At 71.5% G+C, this 20927-nt stretch carries 17 protein-coding genes; 11 read left to right on the top strand and 6 right to left on the bottom strand.

The features are described 5' to 3' along the window. The first annotated feature begins 39 nt into the window (after positions 1-39). Both NMN56_RS36870 and NMN56_RS36865 read left to right on the top strand, forming a co-directional pair. Positions 40-1053 carry an FAD-dependent oxidoreductase gene (locus tag NMN56_RS36870; protein WP_274039453.1) on the top strand — a complete coding sequence of 338 codons (1014 nt, stop codon included), beginning with the start codon at positions 40-42 and terminating at the stop codon, positions 1051-1053. Between the two features lie 203 nt (positions 1054-1256). Then, positions 1257-1823, top strand: coding sequence for a P-loop nucleotide/nucleoside kinase family protein (locus NMN56_RS36865; RefSeq protein WP_274039454.1), 567 nt, complete (start codon positions 1257-1259; stop codon positions 1821-1823). Here the strand turns inward: NMN56_RS36865 and NMN56_RS36860 are convergent. Then, positions 1801-1998 (bottom strand): DUF397 domain-containing protein, encoded by a 198-nt coding sequence (locus NMN56_RS36860; protein WP_274039455.1) that lies wholly within the window; start codon positions 1996-1998, stop codon positions 1801-1803. The genes NMN56_RS36865 and NMN56_RS36860 overlap by 23 nt on opposite strands. Before the next feature lie 8 nt (positions 1999-2006). Further along, complete coding sequence (locus NMN56_RS36855; protein WP_274039456.1) at positions 2007-2852, bottom strand: helix-turn-helix domain-containing protein; 846 nt, start codon at positions 2850-2852, stop codon at positions 2007-2009. Between the two features lie 128 nt (positions 2853-2980). Here NMN56_RS36855 and NMN56_RS36850 point away from each other — a divergent pair, with 128 nt between their 5' ends. The 5 genes from NMN56_RS36850 (at position 2981) to NMN56_RS36830 (ending at position 9657) form a co-directional block, all read left to right on the top strand. Then, positions 2981-3445, top strand: a complete 465-nt coding sequence (locus tag NMN56_RS36850) for an ATP-binding protein (protein WP_274039457.1) — start codon at positions 2981-2983, stop codon at positions 3443-3445. 94 nt (positions 3446-3539) lie between these two features. Next, a complete protein-coding gene (locus NMN56_RS36845; protein ID WP_274039458.1) occupies positions 3540-4187 on the top strand; it encodes a response regulator transcription factor in 648 nt (215 codons plus the stop codon). Positions 4188-4572: 385 nt separating this feature from the next. Next, positions 4573-7695, top strand: a complete 3123-nt coding sequence (locus NMN56_RS36840; protein ID WP_274039459.1) for an alpha-N-acetylglucosaminidase — start codon at positions 4573-4575, stop codon at positions 7693-7695. 152 nt (positions 7696-7847) lie between these two features. Further along, positions 7848-8984 (top strand): sensor histidine kinase, encoded by a 1137-nt coding sequence (locus tag NMN56_RS36835; protein ID WP_274039460.1) that lies wholly within the window; start codon positions 7848-7850, stop codon positions 8982-8984. 88 nt (positions 8985-9072) lie between these two features. Then, complete coding sequence (locus tag NMN56_RS36830; RefSeq protein WP_274039461.1) at positions 9073-9657, top strand: DUF1707 SHOCT-like domain-containing protein; 585 nt, start codon at positions 9073-9075, stop codon at positions 9655-9657. Between the two features lie 195 nt (positions 9658-9852). Here NMN56_RS36830 and NMN56_RS36825 read toward each other — a convergent pair whose 3' ends face one another. Further along, a complete protein-coding gene (locus NMN56_RS36825; RefSeq protein ID WP_274039462.1) occupies positions 9853-10464 on the bottom strand; it encodes a TetR/AcrR family transcriptional regulator in 612 nt (203 codons plus the stop codon). A 383-nt stretch (positions 10465-10847) separates the two neighbouring features. Between NMN56_RS36825 and NMN56_RS36820 the strand changes: the two genes are divergently transcribed. From NMN56_RS36820 to NMN56_RS36810, 3 genes are all read left to right on the top strand, one after another. Continuing rightward, the gene (locus NMN56_RS36820; protein ID WP_274039463.1) at positions 10848-11771 is read left to right on the top strand and encodes an MBL fold metallo-hydrolase; all 924 of its coding nucleotides are present in this window, start codon (positions 10848-10850) and stop codon (positions 11769-11771) included. 97 nt (positions 11772-11868) lie between these two features. Beyond that, positions 11869-13878, top strand: a complete 2010-nt coding sequence (locus NMN56_RS36815) for a hypothetical protein (RefSeq protein ID WP_280842604.1) — start codon at positions 11869-11871, stop codon at positions 13876-13878. Between the two features lie 377 nt (positions 13879-14255). Further along, on the top strand, positions 14256-14912 hold the full coding sequence (locus NMN56_RS36810) for a SnoaL-like polyketide cyclase (protein ID WP_274039465.1): 657 nt from the start codon (positions 14256-14258) through the stop codon (positions 14910-14912). Between the two features lie 6 nt (positions 14913-14918). Here NMN56_RS36810 and pulA read toward each other — a convergent pair whose 3' ends face one another. From pulA to NMN56_RS36795, 3 genes are all read right to left on the bottom strand, one after another. Beyond that, positions 14919-17633 (bottom strand): pullulanase-type alpha-1,6-glucosidase, encoded by a 2715-nt coding sequence (pulA, locus tag NMN56_RS36805; RefSeq protein WP_274039466.1) that lies wholly within the window; start codon positions 17631-17633, stop codon positions 14919-14921. A gap of 375 nt (positions 17634-18008) precedes the next feature. After that, the gene (locus NMN56_RS36800) at positions 18009-18842 is read right to left on the bottom strand and encodes an ABC transporter permease (protein WP_274039467.1); all 834 of its coding nucleotides are present in this window, start codon (positions 18840-18842) and stop codon (positions 18009-18011) included. A 2-nt stretch (positions 18843-18844) separates the two neighbouring features. Next, positions 18845-19840 (bottom strand): ATP-binding cassette domain-containing protein, encoded by a 996-nt coding sequence (locus tag NMN56_RS36795; RefSeq protein WP_274039468.1) that lies wholly within the window; start codon positions 19838-19840, stop codon positions 18845-18847. Positions 19841-20083: 243 nt separating this feature from the next. Here NMN56_RS36795 and NMN56_RS36790 point away from each other — a divergent pair, with 243 nt between their 5' ends. Then, positions 20084-20800, top strand: a complete 717-nt coding sequence (locus tag NMN56_RS36790; protein ID WP_274039469.1) for a response regulator — start codon at positions 20084-20086, stop codon at positions 20798-20800. Positions 20801-20927 lie beyond the last annotated feature (127 nt).

Here is a 20927-nt window from a genome sequence, read left to right as displayed (position 1 = left end):
GTGCGGGTACGTCCCGTCACCACGAGTAGCGTGGACCCGGTGGACGCACACACAGGAACGGATACGAACACGGACACGGACACGAGCCCCGGCGCCCGGACAGGCCCCGGCACAGGCACGGGCCCCAGCACCGCGGCAGGCCCCGGCCCGGGAACGGAAACCCCCTGCTCCGGCACGGAACTCATCGTTGTCGGCGGGGGCCCGGCGGGCGTGAGCGGGGCGCTGATGGCGGCCGGACTCGGGCTGCGCGTGACGCTCGTCGAGGCGCGTGAGCGGATCGGCGGCAGGCCGTGGGAGATCGGCGCCATGGAGAACGTTCCGGGCGGCTGGCGGGACGGTCCCGCCTTCGCGCGAGCCCTGGCCGATGACATCGCACGGCTGGAGGCGGCGGGCCGGTGCACGCTCGTACGGGACCGCGCGGTACGGGTCGCGGCGTACGAGGACCACGCGGAGGTCTCCCTCGCGCACGGGGCCCCGCTCACCGGTACCGCCGTCCTCGTGGCGACGGGTGTCGTCCCGCTCGAAGCCGGCGACGCCGACTGGATCGAGGCGCGCGGCACCGTACGGCCCCCACCCCTGTGGTGCGCGGGCCCCGACGTGGGGCACGCGCTCGTACTCGGGGGCGACCGGCCCCTGGGCACATGGCTGCGTACGCATCCCGAGGCGGGGGCGCGGCTGGAGGTGCTGCATCCGCGTGCCGACGCGTACAAGGTGGCGGAGGTGGCTGCCGACCCGCGCGTGCACCTGTACGAGGTCGAGCGGGCCACCGTCCAGCACACGGACGACCAGCGGTTCGAGGTCACGGCGCACGGCACCGACGGCGGGGTACGCACCTTCGGTGCGCCGAGCGTCCTGGCCAACCTCGGCATGCGGCCCTCGCCCCCCGCAGGTGACCTCGTACGCGGCCCGGAGGGCTACTGTCCGCTCGCCTCCCAGAGCTTCCGCCTCCTCACGGCCGGCGACCTGCGCTCGGCCCGCCACCAGCGCATCACCCCCGCCCAGGGATCAGGCGCCGAGGCGGCCCTGACCTACTACTACGCGGCCCACGGCTGATCCCCCACGGACCGGTCCGGGAAAGAGACCGGGCCGCCGGCGGATCGAGAACTGCCGCGATCCGCCGATGAGTTCGCGACCCCGCCATGGTCTCTTTCAGTGGTACGACACCGGCACTGGCCCCCGCGCTGCGGGAGTTCTTCGGCCAGGCGTGAGGCGATAACCGATCGCGCGGCGCGCTCCCCGGCTGGCACGCTCACCCCATGGACGAAGCGGAAGCACTGCTCATCGGCGGGCGTGCCGGCGTCGGCAAGACCACGGTCGGCTGGGAGATCTCGGCGCAGCTACGCGCCGCGGCCGTCCCGCACGCCGTCCTCGACGGTGACTTCATGGGCCAGGCGCACCCGGCCCCCGAGGGTGACCCCGACCGTTCGGAGATCACGGAGAGCAACCTCACCGCCGTGTGGGCCAACTTCACCGCGCGGGGCTATCGGCGTCTCGTGTACACCAACACGGCGTGCGTACTGCCCGAGACCACCGCCATGTTCGAACGCGCGATGGGAGCGCGGGTCCGCCTCGTACGCGTACTGCTCACCGCCTCCGACGCCACAGCGCACGAGCGGCTGGCGGGCCGGGAGTTGGGCTCGGAACTGGAACGGGAACTTCGCAGCAGCACCCGCAAGGCCCGCCTCCTGGACGAGGGCGTCCCACCGGAGACCGTACGCATACCGACGGACGGCCGCCCCGTACCCTCCCTCGCCCAAGAGATCCTGACGGCAACCGGCTGGACCCGACCGAACCCCACGGTCACTCCGCCACACCGGGCGTGAAGCCGTCCGCCTTCACGCTCGCCAACAGCATGCGGAACCGCTCCGCGCTCACCCGCAACACGACACCGGGCTCGTCGCTCTCCCGCAGCAGCACGGTGTCGCCGCCGGAGGCGACGTTGACGCAGTTCGAAGCGTCGCCGCTGAAGGACGACTTCTGCCAAGGCGTGTTCGACATCGACGGCCTCACATGCTTCGGGCGAGGTGGTGAATGAAGTCCCGCGAGGCGGCGGGGCTCAGCGCGCTGCTTTCCATCCGGTCCAACACCAAGCGGTACTTCGCCAACTGTGCCTCCGCGTCCAGGAACTCGCACCCGTGATGGGTGTCGAGCTGCACCGTGTCCAACTGCGGTACGGAACCGCACACGTAGTCGACCGACTGGCCAGTGCCAGGAAAGATGCCCCGCTCGAAGGGGATTACACGCACCTGGAGACTGTCCCGCTCGCTCATGTCGACGAGGTGGGCGAGCTGCGCACAGCTCGTCTTGCGCCCTCCGAACCGCATACGCAGCGCCGCCTCGTGGATCACCGCCGAGTAGTGCGGAGGGGTCGCGCGGTACAGAATCGCCTGACGCTTCATCCTGTGGCCGATCCGGTATTCGATCTCGTGCTGATGCAGCGGTGGGACCACTTCTCGGAACAGTGCTCGTGCATGGTCCCTCGTTTGCAGGAATGCGGGGATGTGCAACGCCAATGCGACGCGGAACGCGTGGGCGTGATGCTCAAGCTCAGCCAGGTCCAGAAGACTTGCGGGGAGTTGCTCGCGGTACTCGTCCCACCAGCCGCGCGTCCTTCCTCCGGTCAACTCCGCGAGTGCGTCGACCAACCCCGAGTCGGCACAGCTGTAGATGCTGGCGAAAGAACGGACACGTTCAGCGCTGACTGCATAGCGACCCGCTTCGATGCTGCTCATACGTGCTTGCTGAATCCCCGCACGAGCAGCTGCGGCGGTGGAACTCAGACCGGACCGCTCTCTCAGCTTCCGCAGTTCCGCGCCGAGACGTTGTTGTCGCAAGGTCGGCGGCATCACCATCGGGCTCTTCCTTCCCCCACAAGGGTCATCTTGAGAGCTATCCCCCCAAGCGAATAGTAGATCTATCACAGCTAGCGCTAGCGTGTGTGCCCTGTCGCTCCAACCCCCCTCCCTGAAGGGACACTTCGATGACGACGGCACCCGCACGGCTCTGGGCCTACACACTCCGACTCCCCAACGACCCACGTGCCCCACGCGTAGCGCGGGGCACGGTGCGGGGCGTGCTGCCGTTGTACGGGTTGGAGGCGCTGGCCGACAGCGCGGAGTTGCTGACCTCGGAACTGGTGACGAACGCCGTGCGGCACACGCGGGGCCCGGCGGCGCTGCGGCTCAAGGGTGACGGCGAGCGGATGCGGATCGGGGTCTCGGACAGCGATCCGCACATCCCGCCGCCGTTCGACGGGTCACCGGGCCCGTGCGCCGGTGCAACGGTGCCGGGCGTCCCGGAGGGCGGGCGGGGGCTGACGCTGGTGCGGCTGTGCGCGCACGAATGGGGCGGGTTCCCGTTGGGGGACCCGGCACTGGGGACGCAGGGGAAGTTCCTGTGGTGTGACCTCACGTTGCGTCGCGAGGACTTCGGTATCGCGGCCTGACGTGGTGGCGGGGCGGTAGATTCGTAGTGGTCGGCCGTGTGTGCGTCGTGAGGCGGGCCCGCCGTCCCTCTGTTCGCTACCTCCTGGAGTTTCCGTGCGTGTCGTGATCGCTGAGGACCTGTTCCTGCTGAGGGACGGGCTGGTGCGGATGCTTGAGGCGTTCGACTTCGAGATCGCGGCGGCGGTGGACAACGGGCCCGAGCTGAGCCGGGCGCTGGCCGAGCTGGAGCCGGATGTGGCGGTCGTGGACGTGCGGCTGCCGCCGTCGTTCAGCGACGAGGGGCTCCAGTGCGCGCTGGAGGCCCGCAGCAAGCGCCCGGGGCTGCCGGTGCTGGTGCTGTCACAGCACGTGGAACAGCTGTACGCGCGTGAGCTGCTCGCCGACGGCAACGGCGGGGTCGGCTATCTGCTGAAGGACCGCGTGTTCGACGCCGACCAGTTCATCGACGCCGTACGCCGGGTGTCCGAGGGCGGCACAGCGATGGATCCGCAGGTGATCCAGCAGTTGCTGACGCGGCGCGCACAGGACAAGCCGATGGGGAACCTGACCTCCCGCGAGAAGGAGGTCATGGAGCTGATGGCGATGGGGCGGTCGAACGCGGCCATCGCGGCGCAACTCTTCGTGACGGAGCGTGCCGTCGCCAAGCACACCTCCAACATCTTCGGGAAGCTCGGTCTTCCGCCGTCGGACGACGACAACCGGCGCGTGCTCGCCGTACTCGCGTATCTCGACCACGGCTGAGCGGCCCACCCCCGCCGGTCCTGCCCCCGACGGACCTGGCACCGATGACCCTGGCACCGAGCGGCCCGCCCCGGCGTGAGCGGGCCGTCTCCCGACGGTTGAGCCGCCAGCCCCCACCGGCTGCGCGGCCCGTCTCCCCTCGGCTGAGCCGCCCCGCCCCGACCGAGTCCGCCCTGCTCCCCAAGTGCCCCCTTCTCCGCCCGCCCGCGCGCTGCGGGCCCCGGCACGCGACATGGCGTGCCTCGACATGGCGTGCCTCGACATTGGCGTGCTCCGACACGGCGTGCCTCGACCCGGCGGTTCCCCTTCGTTAGCGTGCAGCCTCGTACGTGTCTTCGGTCACACCCAGCAATTCGGTCATATCCGACAATGGGGGGCACTCTCCATGCACGACATGAACAGACGCACCGTTCTGGGTACGACAGGCGCGCTCGGCGCGGGAATCGCACTGGGCGGCGGGTACACCCCAGCCATGGCGGTGGACAGAGCGGACAGAGCGGCGGAAGTGGACGCGACCGGTGCGGCGCGGAAGGCGGTGGCGCGGCTGCTGCCCACGCACGCGAGACAGATCACGCTCCAGCACATCGGAGGGCCCGAGCGCTTCAAGGTGACGGGGAGCGCGGGGCGTATCAAGGTGGCGGGCACGGGGCCCGTTGCTCTGCTGACGGGCGTGCACTGGTACCTGAAGTACACATGTGACGCGCACATCTCATGGTCGGGCACCCAACTCGACCTTCCGGCAAAGCTGCCGGCGCCGCGCACCCCACACGGGCAGCGCGCCACGGTGCCGCACCGGTTCGCGCTCAACGACACCCACGACGGCTATACGGCCCCGTACGCGGACTGGGCGCACTGGGAGCGCTTCCTCGACGTCCTCGCGCTGCACGGGTGCAACGAAGTGCTGGTCACGGCGGGGCAGGAGGCGGTGTACCACCGGCTGCTCCAGGACTTCGGATACAGCGACTCCGAGGCGCGCGCCTGGATCCCGGCCCCCACCCACCAGCCGTGGTGGCTGCTGCAGAACATGGCCGAGTACGGCGGGCCGATCAGCGCCGCGCTGCTGGCCAAGCGCACGGAGCTGGGGCGGCGGATCGTCGCGCGGATGCGGGAGCTGGGCATGCGGCCGGTGCTCCCGGGCTATTTCGGCACCGTCCCCGCCGACTTCACCCAGCGCAACCCCGGCGGTCGCACCATCCCCCAGGGCACCTGGAACGGGATGCCCAGGCCGCCCTGGCTCGATCCCCGCACGGAGGTCTTCCGTGAGGTCGCCGCCGCCTTCTACACGCACCAGCGCCAACTCTTCGGTGACATCGGCCACTTCAAGATGGACCTGCTGCACGAGGGCGGCGACCCCGGTGACGTGCCGGTGCCGGACGCGGCGCGTGCCGTGGAGAAGGCGCTTCAGACGGCGCGGCCCGGCGCGACCTGGGTGATCCTCGGCTGGCAGGAGAACCCGCGCCGTGCGCTGCTGGACGCGCTCGCGCACAAGGACCGCATGCTCATCGTCGACGGGCTGTCCGATCTGGAGCGGGTCTCCGACCGGGAGAAGGACTGGGGCGGAGTGCCGTACGCGTTCGGCACGATCCCCAACTTCGGGGGGCGTACGACGATCGGCGCGAAGACCCATATGTGGGCCGAGCGCTTCACCACCTGGCGGGACCGCGCGGGCAGCAAGCTCGTCGGCACCTGCTACATGCCGGAAGCCACCCACCGCGACCCGGCTGCGCTCGAACTCTTCAGTGAGCTGGCCTGGCGTGAGGAGCCCGTCGACCGCGAGCAGTGGTTCGCCGACTACGCGCGGCTGCGTTACGGGGGCGAGGACCCCGCGGCACGTAAGGCGATGGCGGCGCTGCGGGAGACGGCGTACCGGATCAGCAGCGCTGACGGACGGCCGCACGACAGCGTGTTCGCCTCCCGGCCGAGCCTGACGGCGCGTTCGGGCGCGTACTACGCCACCCACACCCCGGCCTTCGACCTGGCGGGATTCGACGCGGCGTTCGCCGGGCTGCTGGGCGTCGCGGGGAAGCTGCGCGGCAGCGACGCCTACCGGCACGATCTGACCGACGCGGGCCGCCAGGTGCTCGCCAACCGTTCCTGGGTCCTCATCCCCCAGCTCCAGGCCGCCTACCAGGGCGGCGAGAAGGACACCTTCGCCAAGCTGGCCGACCTGTGGCTGAAGCTGATGGAGCTGAGCGACGACATGTCCGGCGCGCACCGGTCGTTCCTGCTCGGCCCCTGGCTGGACGCGGCACGCCGCTCCGCATCCGGCGAGGCAGAGCGGGAACAGCTCGTGCGGACGGCGAAGGTCCTGGTCACCACGTGGGGCGACCGGCCGACAGCGGACGGCGGCCACCTGGCCAACTACGCCAACCGCGACTGGCAGGGCCTCATCCGCGAGGTGCACTTCCCCCAGTGGAAGGCGTTCCTCGACGACCTGCGGGACGCGCTCGCTGAGGGCCGTGCTCCGAAGAAGTTCGACTGGTACGCGCTGGAGGAGCCCTGGACGCGGGAGGCCAAGGACTACCCGCTGCGCCCGGTCACCGACGCTTACCGCACGGCGAGACGCGTGCACGAAGCGCTCGCCAAGGCGCCGTACCAGGGCTCGCTCACCGTCACGTCAGAGCCGCCGGCCGTGCCCCCCGGCGGCGCCGGCACCGTCAAGGCGGTCTTCCGCAACGAGAACGGGCTCAGCCCGACCGGCACCGTCGACTTCGCGCTGCGCGGCCTCGACGACGGCGACGGCACGGCCGAACCGCAGGACCCCCTGTCGGTGCCGTCGGTCGGGCCGGGCAAGGAGGCCACCGTCCGCTGGCGGGTCACCACCCCCGACCGCGAACTGGCCGACCCGCTGGAGCCGCTGCCGCACGCGCTGGAGGTGACGTACGGCCCACAAGGCGGCGAGCGGGTCACCTCGCGGCAGCCCGGCCTGCTCTTCCTCGCGGGAGAGCTGCCCGGCGGACTCCGTACCTTCACCAACAACGCGGCCGTCTTCGGGCATGTACAGGGCCGCTACGCGATCAACGGCGGCGGCGCCGACCTGTGGAAGAGCAACGCCGAGTTCGGCACGCTCTACGAGCCCGGCGCACTGGCCGACGGCGGCGCCGTGACCGTGCGGGTGGACCGGCAGGACAACAGCGGCCCCTGGGCACGCGCGGGCATCATCGCCCGTAACGACCTGTCGGACAGGACAGCGACCGGCTTCGTGAACCTCGCCGTGACCCCCGCCAACGGGGTCGTGCTCTCCTACGACACCGACGGCAACGGCACACTGGACACCTACAAGCGGATCACCGGCATCAAAGCGCCCGTACTGCTGCGCCTCTCCCGCTCGGGCGGCTCCTTCACGGGGGAGCTGTCAACGGACGACGGGAGGAACTGGCGTACGGTCGCAACCGTCGAAGTCACCGGCGCGTCAGGAAAGCTGGACGCGGGACTCTTCATGACCGCGACCAACGGCGGCAGCGGCGCCCGCGCGACGGCGGAGTTCGGCGGCTGGACCGCACGCTGACGGGCACACGGTTGGACGGGCCGACGTTCCGGCGGCCCGACGAGATGACGGGTTGACGGGTTGATGAGTTGACGGAAACACACTGACGCGCTGACGGCGCCAGGACACCACGCAAGCTGACACCACACGGGGAAGAAGGCGGGCAGAGGGACGTGACGGACGACAGACCACGTGCGGCGGTACAGACGCACGAGCTGATGCTGGCCCTCGTACGAGGACCGGCACTCGCTGTCGCCACACTCCCTCTGTCCATCCTTCTGTTCGTGCTGTCCGTGATCTCCATCGCACTCATCGTGGTCGGGGTCGGCGTCTTCACGACACCGCTCGTGCTGGAGGGCGTACGCACCTACGCGAACCAGCGGCGCTACCTCGTGGACAAATGGGGCGGCCTGCCCGTGCCCCCGCCCTACCGGCCCTTCCCGCCGAACCTGCGCGAGGGCGTCGTCGGCCAGGTCGAACGGTGCACGCTGCTCCTCAAGGAGCACGCGACCTGGCGCGACCTGGTGTGGCTGCCGGCCGACATGACCGCCGGCTTCGTCACCGCGCTACTGCCTCCGCTGCTCCCCATCAACCACAAGCTGACCAAGACCATGCTGGAGCCGACGAAGGAGATGCTGCTGGCACGCCGCGTCGAGCAGCTCTACGAGACACGGCACGACGCCGTCGACTCCTCGGCCGCCGAACTGCGCCGTATCGAACGGGACTTGCACGACGGAGCGCAGGCACGGCTGGTGGCCATGGGTATGAGCCTCGGCACGATCGAGGCGCTGGTCGAACGCGACCCGGTGCGCGCGAAACAGATGATCGCGCAGGCCCGCGAGAACTCGGCCGAGGCGCTGACCGAACTGCGCGACCTCGTACGGGGAATCCACCCGCCCGTGCTGGCCGAGCGCGGCCTGCCCGACGCGCTGCGCGCGCTGGCCCTGCGGATGGAGATCCCGGTCGAGGAGGACATCGACCTCCCCGGCCGCTTCGAGGAACCCGTCGAGTCCGCCGTCTACTTCGCCGTCAGTGAGGTCCTCACCAACGCGGCGAAGCACTCGGGCGCCTCACGGGTGTGGCTCGACGCGGTCTACTCGCAGACGCCCTCGGGACCCATGATCCGGATCGCCGTCACGGACGACGGCAAGGGCGGCGCCGACCTCGACAGCGGCAGCGGTATGCGCGGCATCGAGCGCCGCCTGGCCCAGTTCGACGGCATCCTCGCGGCGAACAGTCCTGCCGGGGGCCCCACGATGATCACCATGGAGGTTCCGGCGGCGCCGATTGACCCCGGCCCCGCCTCCTGAGCGGCCACCGCACCTCGCTGGTGCCCCGCACCTTGTTGGTCCTGAGCGCCCGTTGGAGGGGGCGCCGGATGTCCGTATGCTCGCGCATATGACCGCAGAACACCGGAGCCCCGCACCGACCGGGGGACTACGCGCCTCGCACGCCGACCGCGACGAGGTGGTGGAGCGCCTCCGGGACGCGGCGGCCGAAGGCCGCCTCGAACTCGACGAGTTGGAAGGGCGCCTGGAGAAGGCGCTGACCGCCAAGACGTTCGCCGACCTCGAACCGCTCACCGCCGACCTGCCCGCCGACACCTCACCGGAGAACGACGCGCCGCTCGTTCTCAAGGGCGGCGTGCACGGCGTCACCCGCGCAGGGCGCTGGCGGGTGCCGCCGCACATCACCGCGCACGGCGGCATGGGCGGCATCAAGCTCGACTTCACCCGCACCGAGTGCCGGTTGCCCGTGATCGAGATCGAGGTACACGGACAGATGGCGGGCGTCACCCTCATCGTTCCGCCCGAGTGGGAAGCGGACACCGACGGCGTCGAACCCGGCATCGGCGGCCTCAAGGACAAGACCACCCCCGACCGCGCCCCGGGCGCCCCGCTCGTACGCCTCACCGGCACGGGCGGCATGGGCGGAGTGACCATCCGCCACCCGGGCCGCGTGCATCGCCTCCGCCACGGTTGAGTTGCCTTCCCGCGTTGGGGTTCTCTTGTCGGTCATTCCGCCGGACCCTGTCCGCTGTGGCTGCTCACCGTCGCGGCGAGAAGAGGGTGTGCCCTCCCGCCGGCCCCTGTCCGCTGTGGCTGTTCGCCGTCGCGGCGAGAAGGGGGTGCCCTCCGCCGGGCTGCTCGCCGTCGCGGCGAGAGGAGGGGCCGGGGCTCAATCGGGCTCGGTCTGGTGCCAGTTGCTCAGTAGGGTGTCGGCTGCGGCGTGGAGGGTGGGGGCGGGTACGCCGTCGCGTAGTTGGGTGGAGATGCCCAGCAGGAAGCCGTGGACCAGGGAGGTCAGTCCCTCGGTTTCGGTGGTGGGGTCGAGTTCGCCCTTGGCCAGGCCGCGTTCGACGTACTGCCTGATGTGCGCCCTGTCGGCCGTGCGGCGTGCCGTGACGGCCGCGCGTACTCCCGCGTGGTCCTCGCCCGGCGCGCGCATGGTCCCGGACAGCGCGATCAGGCAGCCGGTGGGGTGGGAGGTGTCGGCCTGCATGTCGATCGAGCCGTGCAGCAGGCCGCCGATGACCTCGCGGGAGCCGGCCGTCTCGTCCTCGACGGCGGCCGTGACGCTGCCCGGACCCTGCATGTAGTGCTCGACGACCCGCTTGAACAGCCCTTCTTTGGAGCCGAAGACGCCGTACAGGCTCGCGGACGACAGTCCGGTGGCCGCTCGCAGCTGTGCCAGTGAGGTCGCCTCGTAGCCCTGCTCCCAGAACAGCAGCATCGCGGCGTCGAGTACGGCCTCCATGTCGAAGGCACGGGGGCGGCCTGCGGGCGGCACATGAACCTCCTGAGTTCTCAATACGATCGCTCCAGCGCACGCGCACGGAGCGCTCCCCTGCACCCCCATAGTGGACCAACCGCTCCATAAAGTGGCCACGAGCCTCTTGGCCGGGGCGCGTGACCCCTCTCCCTTCCGGATCAATCAATCCGAAATGGTTTGACGCACTCGCCGCGCCGGGGCAAGGATTCTGGCATGAGCGATCCGAAATTCGGAACGAGTGCCGTCGCCCGTCCCACGCCGAGCCGCGCGACCGTGCTCCTGCGTAGGTGACGTGCGGTGCCGCCGTCGCGAACATCTCTTACGCACAACCGCTGCTGCCGGTCATGTCCCGGGCCCTGCCGGAACACGAACGAAGACACCAACGAGGAAAGGCTCCAACGATGCCGACCAGTGAGCGGACCACCACGGCCGGAAGCCCACGGCACGACCGCACCGGCGGCTCCGGGTACCGGCTGCCGCGCCTGTGGAAGCGGACCCTGGGCGAACTCACCCTCAGCTACGTTCCCGACGCGGGCGTCGCCATGATTCCGGACCGGGTCTACCCCACCTCGACCGAGGAGGACTGGAGCCCGCACGGCACACACCTCACCGAACTCGGCCACCTGGCCATGGGGTGCGGAGCGCTGCTCGTCGAGCGCGCCGGGACCCGCCTGTTGCTCGACGCCGGGCACGGACGCATCTCGGGTGAGGACCCGGAACACTTCCAGCACGCGTTCGACCACGTACAGGACCTCCCCGCCTCCCTTGCCCAGCTCGGCGTCGATCCGGCCGCGCTGGAGACGGTCGCCTTCACGCATCTGCACGGCGACCACAGCGGCTGGGCCAGGCCCGACGCGGTCGAGGGACGGCACAGCCTGTTCCCGGACGCCCGGTGGATCATCGGCGAAGGCGAGCCGCAGCACGCCGATCCCTCCGATCCCGCTTCCGCTCCGCTGCTCGCGGGAGGGAGCGAACGGACGACGGCCGTGGCCGACGGTACGGAGATCGCCGAGGGCGTACGTGCCTGGGCCCTGCCGGGACACACACCCGGGCACACCGCCTGGGTGCTCGACACCGGCGACGGCCGGCAGGTCGTGGCCTTCGGCGACGCCATGCACTCGCCGGTCCAGGTCCGTAACCCCGACTGGGAAGTGGTCCTCGACCACGACCCCGCCGAGGCCGAACGCTCCCGGCGCCGGCTGGTGGAATTCCTCGCCGGGGACGGCGTCTTCGGCTACGGCGTGCACTTCGCCGACCAGCAGCTGGGAACCGTCGACGCCACGGGGCACTGGCGCCCCTGGAGCGAGGAGGCCGACGCGCTGTGACCCGGCCGGGGAGGAGCGGCCCCCGGCCCGGTTCAGGTGCCCTGAAAGGTGACCGTCGGACCCATCGCTCGTTCAGACGAACGTGGCTTCCCGTGAAGTGACTTCAGCGGCGTACGGCAGCGGTGGGCACCCATGGGCCCCGTCGGGGTCGATCGACGTGGAGCAGGCCGAGGCGGCCCTCGTCGAGCACTATCCGCGGCTCGTCCGTATCGCCTACCTCCTGCTGCCGTCCTCGCTCGGCCGGCACCGCAGAGTGCTCGCGGCACACGGGGTGGCGCAGCGCGCGCTGCCGCGTGGGCGTGTGTCCACGGCTTCCGTTCCGCTGCCGGGGCCCCGTTCCGGCGTCCCGGCGTGGGCCAGGCCGGACCCGGTGTACGCGTGCCTGCGGCTGCGGGTGCTGCGCGGGGCACTGGCTGCTGAGCGGCCCCGCAGGTTCGGGCCGCCGCTGCCGGTGCTGCCGGGGCTGCTGCCCTGGCTGGTGGGGCTGCGCCTGTTCCCCCGTGCGGGCGGCGCCGACGAACTGGCGCTGGACCACGCGCTGTCCAGGGTCTCCGCGACCGCACGCGCCGTCCATGTACTGCGCGAGCTTGAGGGACTGGCCGACCGCGACATCCGGCGGCTGCTGCGCGAGCTGCGGCTGCCGGATGCCGAGGCGGCCTTCCGTGCGGCTGACGGGGTCGAGGCGCCGCCGGGCAGCAGGGACGGTTCGCTGCTGGAGTCGCAGGAGTTCGACGCGTGCACCCTCCAGGCACGCCCCACCGACCTGCTGCGCCGGGGCCAGCACCGGCGTGCGGCTGCGGCTGCGGCCGTCGCGGTGGTGATGTGCGGGGGCCTGCTGGGATTGCCTGGCGACTCGTGGAGTCCGGGGCCTGACAGCGCGAAGCCGCCGTACGCGCTCCCCGCGGGTGCGCAACGGGCCCAGGATCCCGGCTCCCTCACCCGCGTGAGCGCGTCGGCGTGGCGCACCGCGGCCCGTACGGACTTCTCCGCGTGGCCCACGCGGGGCCAACTCACCCGTAACGAGCCCCTGTTGAGCCGCGCGCTGGCCGCGTGGGCGCGGCCCGACAGCGATGTGCGGGTCTCCGCCGCACGCGGCACGGCGACGGGGCCGCCTCCGGGGCCGCCCCAGCTGCTGTACGCGGGGCGGGTGGACGGCGCAGCCGTGGTGCTGCTGTACGACGGGCTGCGCGTGGCGCGGTACACGGAGCCGCTGGACAGGGACGAGGTGGAGGAGAGGGGCGTGGCCCTGGACCTGGCCCGTACGGACCGTGCGGGCGCCGCGGCTTCGGGCGCGCTGGTGATCGCGCGCGGGGAAGGCAACGCACGCTATCTGACGGCCCCTTGGGTCGCGCGTACCTCCGTCGTCGATCTGCTGGCTCCCTCGGACACGGACGGCAGGAGGCTGCGCAGGGACCAGGACGGGGTGACGGAGCCCGTGGCCTCGCCCGACACGAACCCCCGTGCGTGCGACCGCTGGCCCGGTCTGTCACTGGAGGGCAGCGAGGACATCGAGGGCAGCGCCGACGCATCGCAGCTGTACACGGACCTGGGCGAGCTGACCCCCGTACGGCTGACCGACGGCGAGGGCGACGACAGGGGGGCAGCGACGGGCGAGGCGGCGCGGGTACGGCTGGCACGTACGGCCTGCCATTTCCCCGCGCTGATCGGCATCGGCGTGAAGAGCGTCAACTCGTGGGAGTTCGCCCGCCAGAAACTGCCGGAGGGCGACGGCGAGGCGGCATGGGTGTGCACGCGCGCGGAGACGTGGCGGGGAGGCGGCGCCCGGGTGATGGCACAGTTCCAGCCGCCCACCCGCTCGCCGGGCAGGCCAGGAGCCGCGGTCTCCCGCGCCAACGGCTCACCCGCGTGCGGGGGACGCGAGCGCGCCGTGCTGACCGGGGTGCTGTGGAAGTCGCGTGCGGGCGACTGGTACGTACTCGCCGCGGCCGACGACAGCGTCGTGCGCATGCGGGCACAGGGCAAGGGAGTCGAAGGCAGCCCCGCCACCTCCGACTCCCACACCCTGGCCGTCCCCGCACGCCCCGGAGTGCGCGCCGCGCTGTCGGGCGAACGCGAGGACGGCTCCCGCGTCCTTCCCCTGCGCTGACACCGGGGCCGCTGACTGCGGCATGTACCCCCACGCCGCGCGGGACCGCCGTCCGCACCGCCGCTCGGGAGCCGTCCGCCGGCGCTCTTGGTGAACTCGTTATCTCTCTCGCCTCGCACCCGCCGCCCGCGCTTCGGCGCCCGGTCCGGCCCAAGCCGGCCCCCACCGACCCACGCTGACCTGCGGCGCCGCCGGGGCTGTCGCCGAGGCCGCCGCAGAGGCGTGCGTGCCGCGCGTATGTGCCCGCTCTGTGAATGTGGTGTGCCCACAACTTCCTTCTTGTGAAAGGGTTTTGAAGGCGGCAGGATCACCGTTGATCGGTTTGTGACCGATCCGCACCACGTATCCCCCGAACCTTCGCAACCGAAGGATGGCTCATGCCCGATACCAGCGAGACACCCCTCTGGCTCCAGGGCCGCGAGGCAGTGATCGCAGCGGCGGATCCGAGCGATTGGCGCGAGAGAGCGCCCGACTACCACCTGTCCCATGTGGTGATGCCCGAACAGCGCACCCACACCTTCCAGTCCGACCAGCTGGAGGCGATCGTCGAGAACATCGTGCAGGTCTTCGAGATGGAGGTCTCGCACAAGCAGGACCCCGACACCTGGGTCTCCATGGTCACGGACACCTTCCGTACGCGCGTCAACGGCAACGAGTGGGCCAGTGCGGCCGACATCGCCGAACAGGGCAGCTACAACGTGCTCATCGGCGACAGCGTCTTCTACCGCCGCGAGGAGGAGAGCTTCGCCTCCCAGCACCACGTCTTCCACACCGCGCTCCCCGGCGGTTTCTTCTGGGAGGTGCTCGAAGTGCTTTCGCCGCCGCCCGTCGTCGCCTTCAAGTGGCGGCACTGGGGCGACTTCACCGGTGAGTACAAGGGCTTCCAGCCCTCCGGTGAGCGGATCGAGATGTACGGGATGAGCGTGGCGAAGGTCTCCGAAGACCTCCGCCTCGAAGAGGTCGAGCACTTCTACGACCCCAACGCGTTCCTGGGCACCCTCACCGGCGGATGCCCCATCGCGCGCCAGAGCTGACGCGGGTCACCCACGCCGGAAGACGGCGACGGTCCGGGCCGGCACCGTGAAGGTGCCGGTCTTCGCGTCGTACCCCGCGCGCCGCGTCACCGGGTCACGGTGCAGCGGGTGCACGGCGTAGCGCTCACCGGCGAGTTCCCCCACCCGCTGGGAGACGGCACGCGGGCTCGCGTTCAGCACGAGGACCAGGTCATCGAGGCGCGCGGTCACGGCACCCGGCGTCTCGGACACCCCCGACAGGGGGAAGGAGAGCGCACGCTGGACGGCGCCCGTGTCCGGCTGGCTGAAGGCAGGTTCGGAGCCGCGGATACGCAACAGGTCGCGGTAGGCCGCGCTCGTCGCGCCGGTCTCGGCGCAGGTCGGCTTCAGCTGAGGGGACGTCAGCAGAGGCCGTGCGTAAGGCCACTTGGGCGCGTTGTCGTCGGCGGGTGGCAGCCCGCGGCCGAAGCCGTTGCCCCGCCGGCAGTCCCAGTGGAGCGCGTTGAACCAGTCCCCCGAGTCGAAGGAGTTCCGGTCCAGGGACTTGGACCGCAGCAGGTCGGTCCCCGCCTGGGAGAGGGAAGGGCCCTGGGACAGCACCCCGGTCGCCAGCGCGACGACCTGCATACGGGCACGGTCGGCCGCCGGCAGGGAAGCGGGGAGCTTGAAGGCGAGCGCGTCGTAGAGCGTCTCGTTGTCGTGCGCGTCGGCGTAGGCGAGCGCGTCACCGGGTGCAGCCGCGTATCCGGCGGGCTGTCCGCCGTAGTCGACGCCGGCGCCCGTCACCCGGCGCCCCCTGCTGTCGGTGAAGCGGTAGGCGGCGAGGTTGCCGCTGAGGCCGACCTTGATGAGGTCCTGGTAGTGGAGGAGGCGGGCACGCTGCTCGGCGCGCGAGCCGTTGGCCGGTGACCCGTTGGGCTCGTTCCACAGCCCGCTGGCGAAGCCCTGGACGCGCGGATCGCCGTCGAAGGGCCCGCCACCGCGTACGGCGTCGCGCGCGCGGTCGGAGAACGTGGCGATGCCGGTGCCCGCCATGTTCCGCTGGGTGGCCTGGGTGAAGCGGGCATCGTCGGCGACCTCCCCGAAGTTCCAGCCCTCGCCGTACAGAAGCACCGACTTGCCGTCCACGCCGTCCCCGTGCCGTGTCAGCCGGTCCAGGGCACGGCGGACGGCGAGGATGTTCGCCTTCGGGTGGTGGCCCATCAGGTCGAACCGGAAGCCGTCGACCTTGTAGTCCCTGGCCCAGGTGACGACCGAGTCGACGGTGAGCTTGCCCATCATGGCGTGCTCGGGCGCCGTGTTGGCACAGCACGTGGAGTCGGCCACGGTTCCGTCGGCCTGGAGGCGCTGGTAGTAGCCGGGCACGATGCGGTCGAGGACGGAGCGCTCGTCCTGACCGGCAGCCGAGGTGTGGTTGTAGACGACGTCCATGACGGTACGCAGCCCCGCCCCGGCGATCCCGCCGACCATCCCCCTGAACTCCCGTGTTCTGCCGGGCCCTTCGGCATCCGAGGCGTAGGAGCCCTCCGGGACGGTGTAGTGCTGCGGGTCGTAGCCCCAGTTGTACGCGTCGCGTCCCGCCGCGGCACCGACGCACTTCTGCTGCTCCTCCGAGTCGGGCGCGTAGGAGGACAGGTCGCAGCCGGGCCGCTGCTGGTCGGTCCGGCGCTCGGGCACGGTGCTGAAGTCGAAGGCGGGCAGCAGGTGCACGTGGCTGGTACCGGCCCTGGCCAGGCGCCGCAGATGGCGCATGCCGTCGGAGTCGCGGTCGGTGAAGGCACGGTAGGTGCCGGGGTGACGGGAGGTGGGGTCGCTCGCTGAGAAGTCGCGGATGTGGAGTTCCTGCACGCTCGCGTCGCGTGCCGGCCGCGCTGCCGGCTTGGCGAGGCGGTCCCAGCCCGGCGGCTTCAGGCGCGGGTCGTCCAGGTCGGCTGCGACGCTGCGTACCGAGTCGGTGGTGAGCGCGGTGGAATACGGGTCGGTGACCTCGTTCGTCACGGTCTTCTGGACGGTGGGCGCCCATACGGTCACGCGGTAGCGGTAGGCGGCGTTCCGCCACCGCTCCGCCGGCCCGTGCGCGCGCCATACGCCGTCGGCCGCTCCCCTGCGCATCCGTACCGTGCGCCCGCCGATCTCCAGCGCGACGCGACGCGCCGAGGGCGCCCAGACGGCGAGGGTGGCGCTGCGCCCTTCGAAGGTGGGGCCGAGGCGTGCGCGGGTGGCCGCGTGCGCGTACAGGTCGTCCAGGACACCGGGGATCTGCACGCCGGTGGCGGCCGACGGTTTCCGGCCGCCCACCGTCGCGACCACCTGTCCGCGCAGCACACGGGGCGCCTTGGCCGCGGCGTGCGCTGCGAGCCGGTAGGCGTCGTAACCGCGTGCCAGATGCGGGTACTTGGCGCGCTGCCCCTTGTCCAGGCCGCCGGGTACGCGCGTGAGCGACAGCGTCTCGCCGCCGCCCGCGAGCCTGCCGTCCTCCTCGATGCGCAGTGCGCCACCGGGGCTGTGCACAAGGCGGTGCACGCCGGCCGGGTCGCCCAGTTCCGTCGGCCAGGCCACGGTGGTGTGGTCGATCCACTGCACCCGTGCCGCGTGGAGGTCGACGGGATCGGCCGGGTCGGCACCCGGCTGCGCCTGAGCCCCCTGCCGTGCGGTGGCCGGTGCCGTGGTGGCCGCGTGTGAGGCAGGACCGATGAGTGCCGGCAGTGCCAACACCGCGACGATCAGCGCGAGTCTGCGCACCTGTGTTCCCTCCCGGGTGTCCGAGGAACCGGTCCGGCCGGACGGGCGCGTGGGGCCCCAGGCAGGGACCCCCGCCCGACCGGACCGGAGCGCTGGGAACGTAACAGCTTGCAGAAAGTTGCGGAACCCTTGCGGCATGTACGGCGGAAATCACGCCGTGACCACGCCTTCTCGACAACGCCTGCTCGGCAACGGCCCTTTGCGGATCGGCCGGTCGCTCGGAGCTGCTTGTGGCTTCGTCGGAGCTTCGGGAGGACAGGGCCCGAGGGGCGCACGTGGCCGCCCCGTAACGCGCTCGGCCGCTCAACTCGCGTGCGCCGCACGGCAGTTACGCACCCGGGGTACGGCCGAGGACACCCGGCGTGCCCAGTGCGCTCACGCGTCCCTGCGCCGCAGCACGCGCAGGGCGAGGGCCGTCGAGGCGAAGGCCCACGCGGCGAGGAGCGGCAGGGCGACGGCGGGGCCGTAGCCGCCGGTTGCCCCCGCCAGCAGCCGCTCCCCCGCCCCCTGTGGCAGCACGTCGGCCACATCGGCGGGGAAGCCGCCGGGGAGCGCGCGCAGCAGCGACGGGAGGAGGAACAGCAGGAGGAACAGGCATGTGAGCACCCCGGCCGAGCTGCGCACAACGGTGGCGAGGCCGAGGGTCAGCACGCTGAGCAGCGCCGTGTAGGCGCCGATGGCCAGCACCTGGCCCGCCGCCGTGGACGCGTGGAAGGTGCTCTCGTCCAGGGAGAGCGCACCGGCGACGGTGCCGCCCACGCCGAGCGCGACCCCCATGGCGAAGGAGACGCCGCCCTGGACAAGGCACTTGGCGAGCAGGAAGCGGGCGCGGTCGGGCACGCACTGGAGGGTGGTGGTGAGGCAGCCCGTGGCGTACTCGCCGGTGACGGAGAGCATGGCGAGCGCGGCGACGACGGTACCGACGCCGTAGAGGGCGGCGAGCGCCGCCGGGTCGGCGGGCGAGGCGGCCGGATCGTGGAACGTCACGCCGATACCGGGAGCCGCGAGAGCCATCGCGACGGCGGCGGCGAGCAGCAGGTACCAGGTGGAGCGGAGCGACACCAGCTTCGTCCACTCGAAGGCGACGGCGCCGCGCAGCCCGGCGGCTCCGGGCCCGGCTCCGCCGCCGGCTCCGGGCCCGGCTCCGGGCCCGGCTCCGGCCCGGCGGACACCTCGCGGGGCGAGCTGGGAAGGGTTCGGGATACTCATGGTCAGACGCTCGCCTTCGGGTCGTACTCCCCCGCGGTGCTCCGCGTGGGTGTGGGCTTCAACTGGTCGGCGTACTCGACGCTCCCGGACGTCAGGCGCATGTACGCCTCTTCCAACGTCGCCTCGGCGGCGCGCAGTTCATGCAGCCGTACGCGCCGCTCGTGGGCCACATCGCCGACGCGTCCGGCCCGGACGCCGGTGACCTCCAGTTCCCCGTCCGAGAGCCAGCGCACGTTCTCGGCCTCGGCGCCGATGTGGTGCGCGAGCGTCCGCAGCTCTTCCGTCTCCGGACCGCGCACGCGCACGGTGTGGCGCGTGCCGCCCGCGAGGACATCGGCCATGGGCGCCTCGGCGAGAAGCCTGCCTCTGCCGATGACGACGAGCCGGTCGGCGGTCAGTTCCATCTCGCTCATCAGGTGGCTGGAGAGGAACACCGTCCTGCCCTCGGCCGCGAGGGAGCGCAGCAGCGTGCGTATCCACAGCACGCCGTCGGGGTCGAGACCGTTGACCGGCTCGTCGAGCAGCAGCACTTCGGGGTCTCCCAGCAGCGCGGCTGCGATGCCGAGCCGCTGCCCCATGCCCATGGAGAACGAGCCGACGGGCTTGCCCGCCACCTCGCTGATCCCGGCGATGCCGAGCACCTCGTGCACCCGGCCGGCGGGGATGCCGTGGCTGCGCGCCATGCCGAGCAGATGGTGGTAGGCGCTGCGCCGGGGGTGTGCGGCCTTGGCGTCGAGCAGGGCCCCGACCTCCCGCAGGGGGTACGGGAGTTGGGCGTAGGCCCGTCCGTTGACGAGGGCCGTGCCCGAGGTGGGCCGGTCCAGGCCCATGATCAGGCGCATGGTGGTGGACTTGCCGGCGCCGTTGGGCCCGAGAAAGCCGGTGACCTTGCCGGGCGTCACCTCCAGCGACAGATCGTCGACGGCCGTCTTCTCGCCGTCCCCGGCCTTCGCGCCGCTCCGGCCGTATTTCTTCGTCAGGCTCCGCAGGGTGAGCATGTGCGTCCCGGCTCCTCTCCGCCGTCTGTCGTCCCCGGCCCCGCATGCGGGCCGTACTCAGGACGTTAGGGAGCTGCGGGAGCCGGGCCAGTGCACCTTGGTAGCGGACCACCCTGCACTTTCGTCAGGTACGGGCCACCGGCCTCACCCCCGGCCGGTCCCGGGGCGCCGGGGTCCTACGCTGAGGCCGACACCCACCGGCCTGAACGTCGCGGAGGCCGGGGCCGCCTCGAAAGGACTCTGGTGAACGGGACCGAGCAGGAACACCGGTCGGGAGAACGGGTGCGGGAACGTGTGCGGGTCCTCCTCGCGGACGACGAGGCGATGATCAGGGCGGGCGTACGGGCCATCCTGGGCTCGGCCGAGGACATCGAGGTGGTGGCCGAGGCCGCCGACGGACACGAGGCCGTCGAACTGACCCTCAGGCACAGGCCCGACGTGTGCCTGCTCGACATCCGCATGCCCCGGCTCGACGGGCTGCGCGCCGCGGCCGAGCTGCACCGGGTCTCGCCCGGTACGGCCGTGATGATGCTGACGACGTTCTCGGAGGACGAGTACATAGCCGAGGCCCTCGGCTCCGGCGCCGCCGGCTTCGTGCTCAAGTCGGGCGATCCGCGCGAACTGCTCTCCGGAATCCGTGCGGTGGCCGAAGGTGGCGCCTACCTCTCCCCCTCCATCGCCCGCCGCGTCATCACCCACATGGACACCGACAGGCTGGGCAGGCGGGCCTCGGCCAGGGCACGCGCCGAGGAGTTGACGGCCCGCGAACATGACGTGCTCGCGCTGGTCGGTGCCGGGCTCTCCAACGCGGAGATCGCGCGGCGGCTGCACGTGGTCGAGGGCACGGTGAAGACGTACGTGAGCCAGATCCTCGCCCGCCTGGAGATGAAGAACCGCGTCCAGGCCGCGATCCTGGCCTACGAAGCGGGCCTCGTCGCCCCGGGTGAGGACGAGGGGTAACGCGTTGGCGCTTGAGCGCTCGGCGCTTTGGCGCTCGCTGCTTGGCCGCTCGGTCCCTGGACGCTCGATCCTTGGACGCTCGCTCCCTGGCCGCTTCGGCAGCTCGGAGCACCACTGCTCCGGCAGG

It is taken from the genome of Streptomyces iconiensis (genome assembly GCF_028657195.3).
Lineage (GTDB): Bacteria > Actinomycetota > Actinomycetes > Streptomycetales > Streptomycetaceae > Streptomyces > Streptomyces iconiensis.
This window is presented reverse-complemented; position numbering and strand designations above follow the sequence as displayed.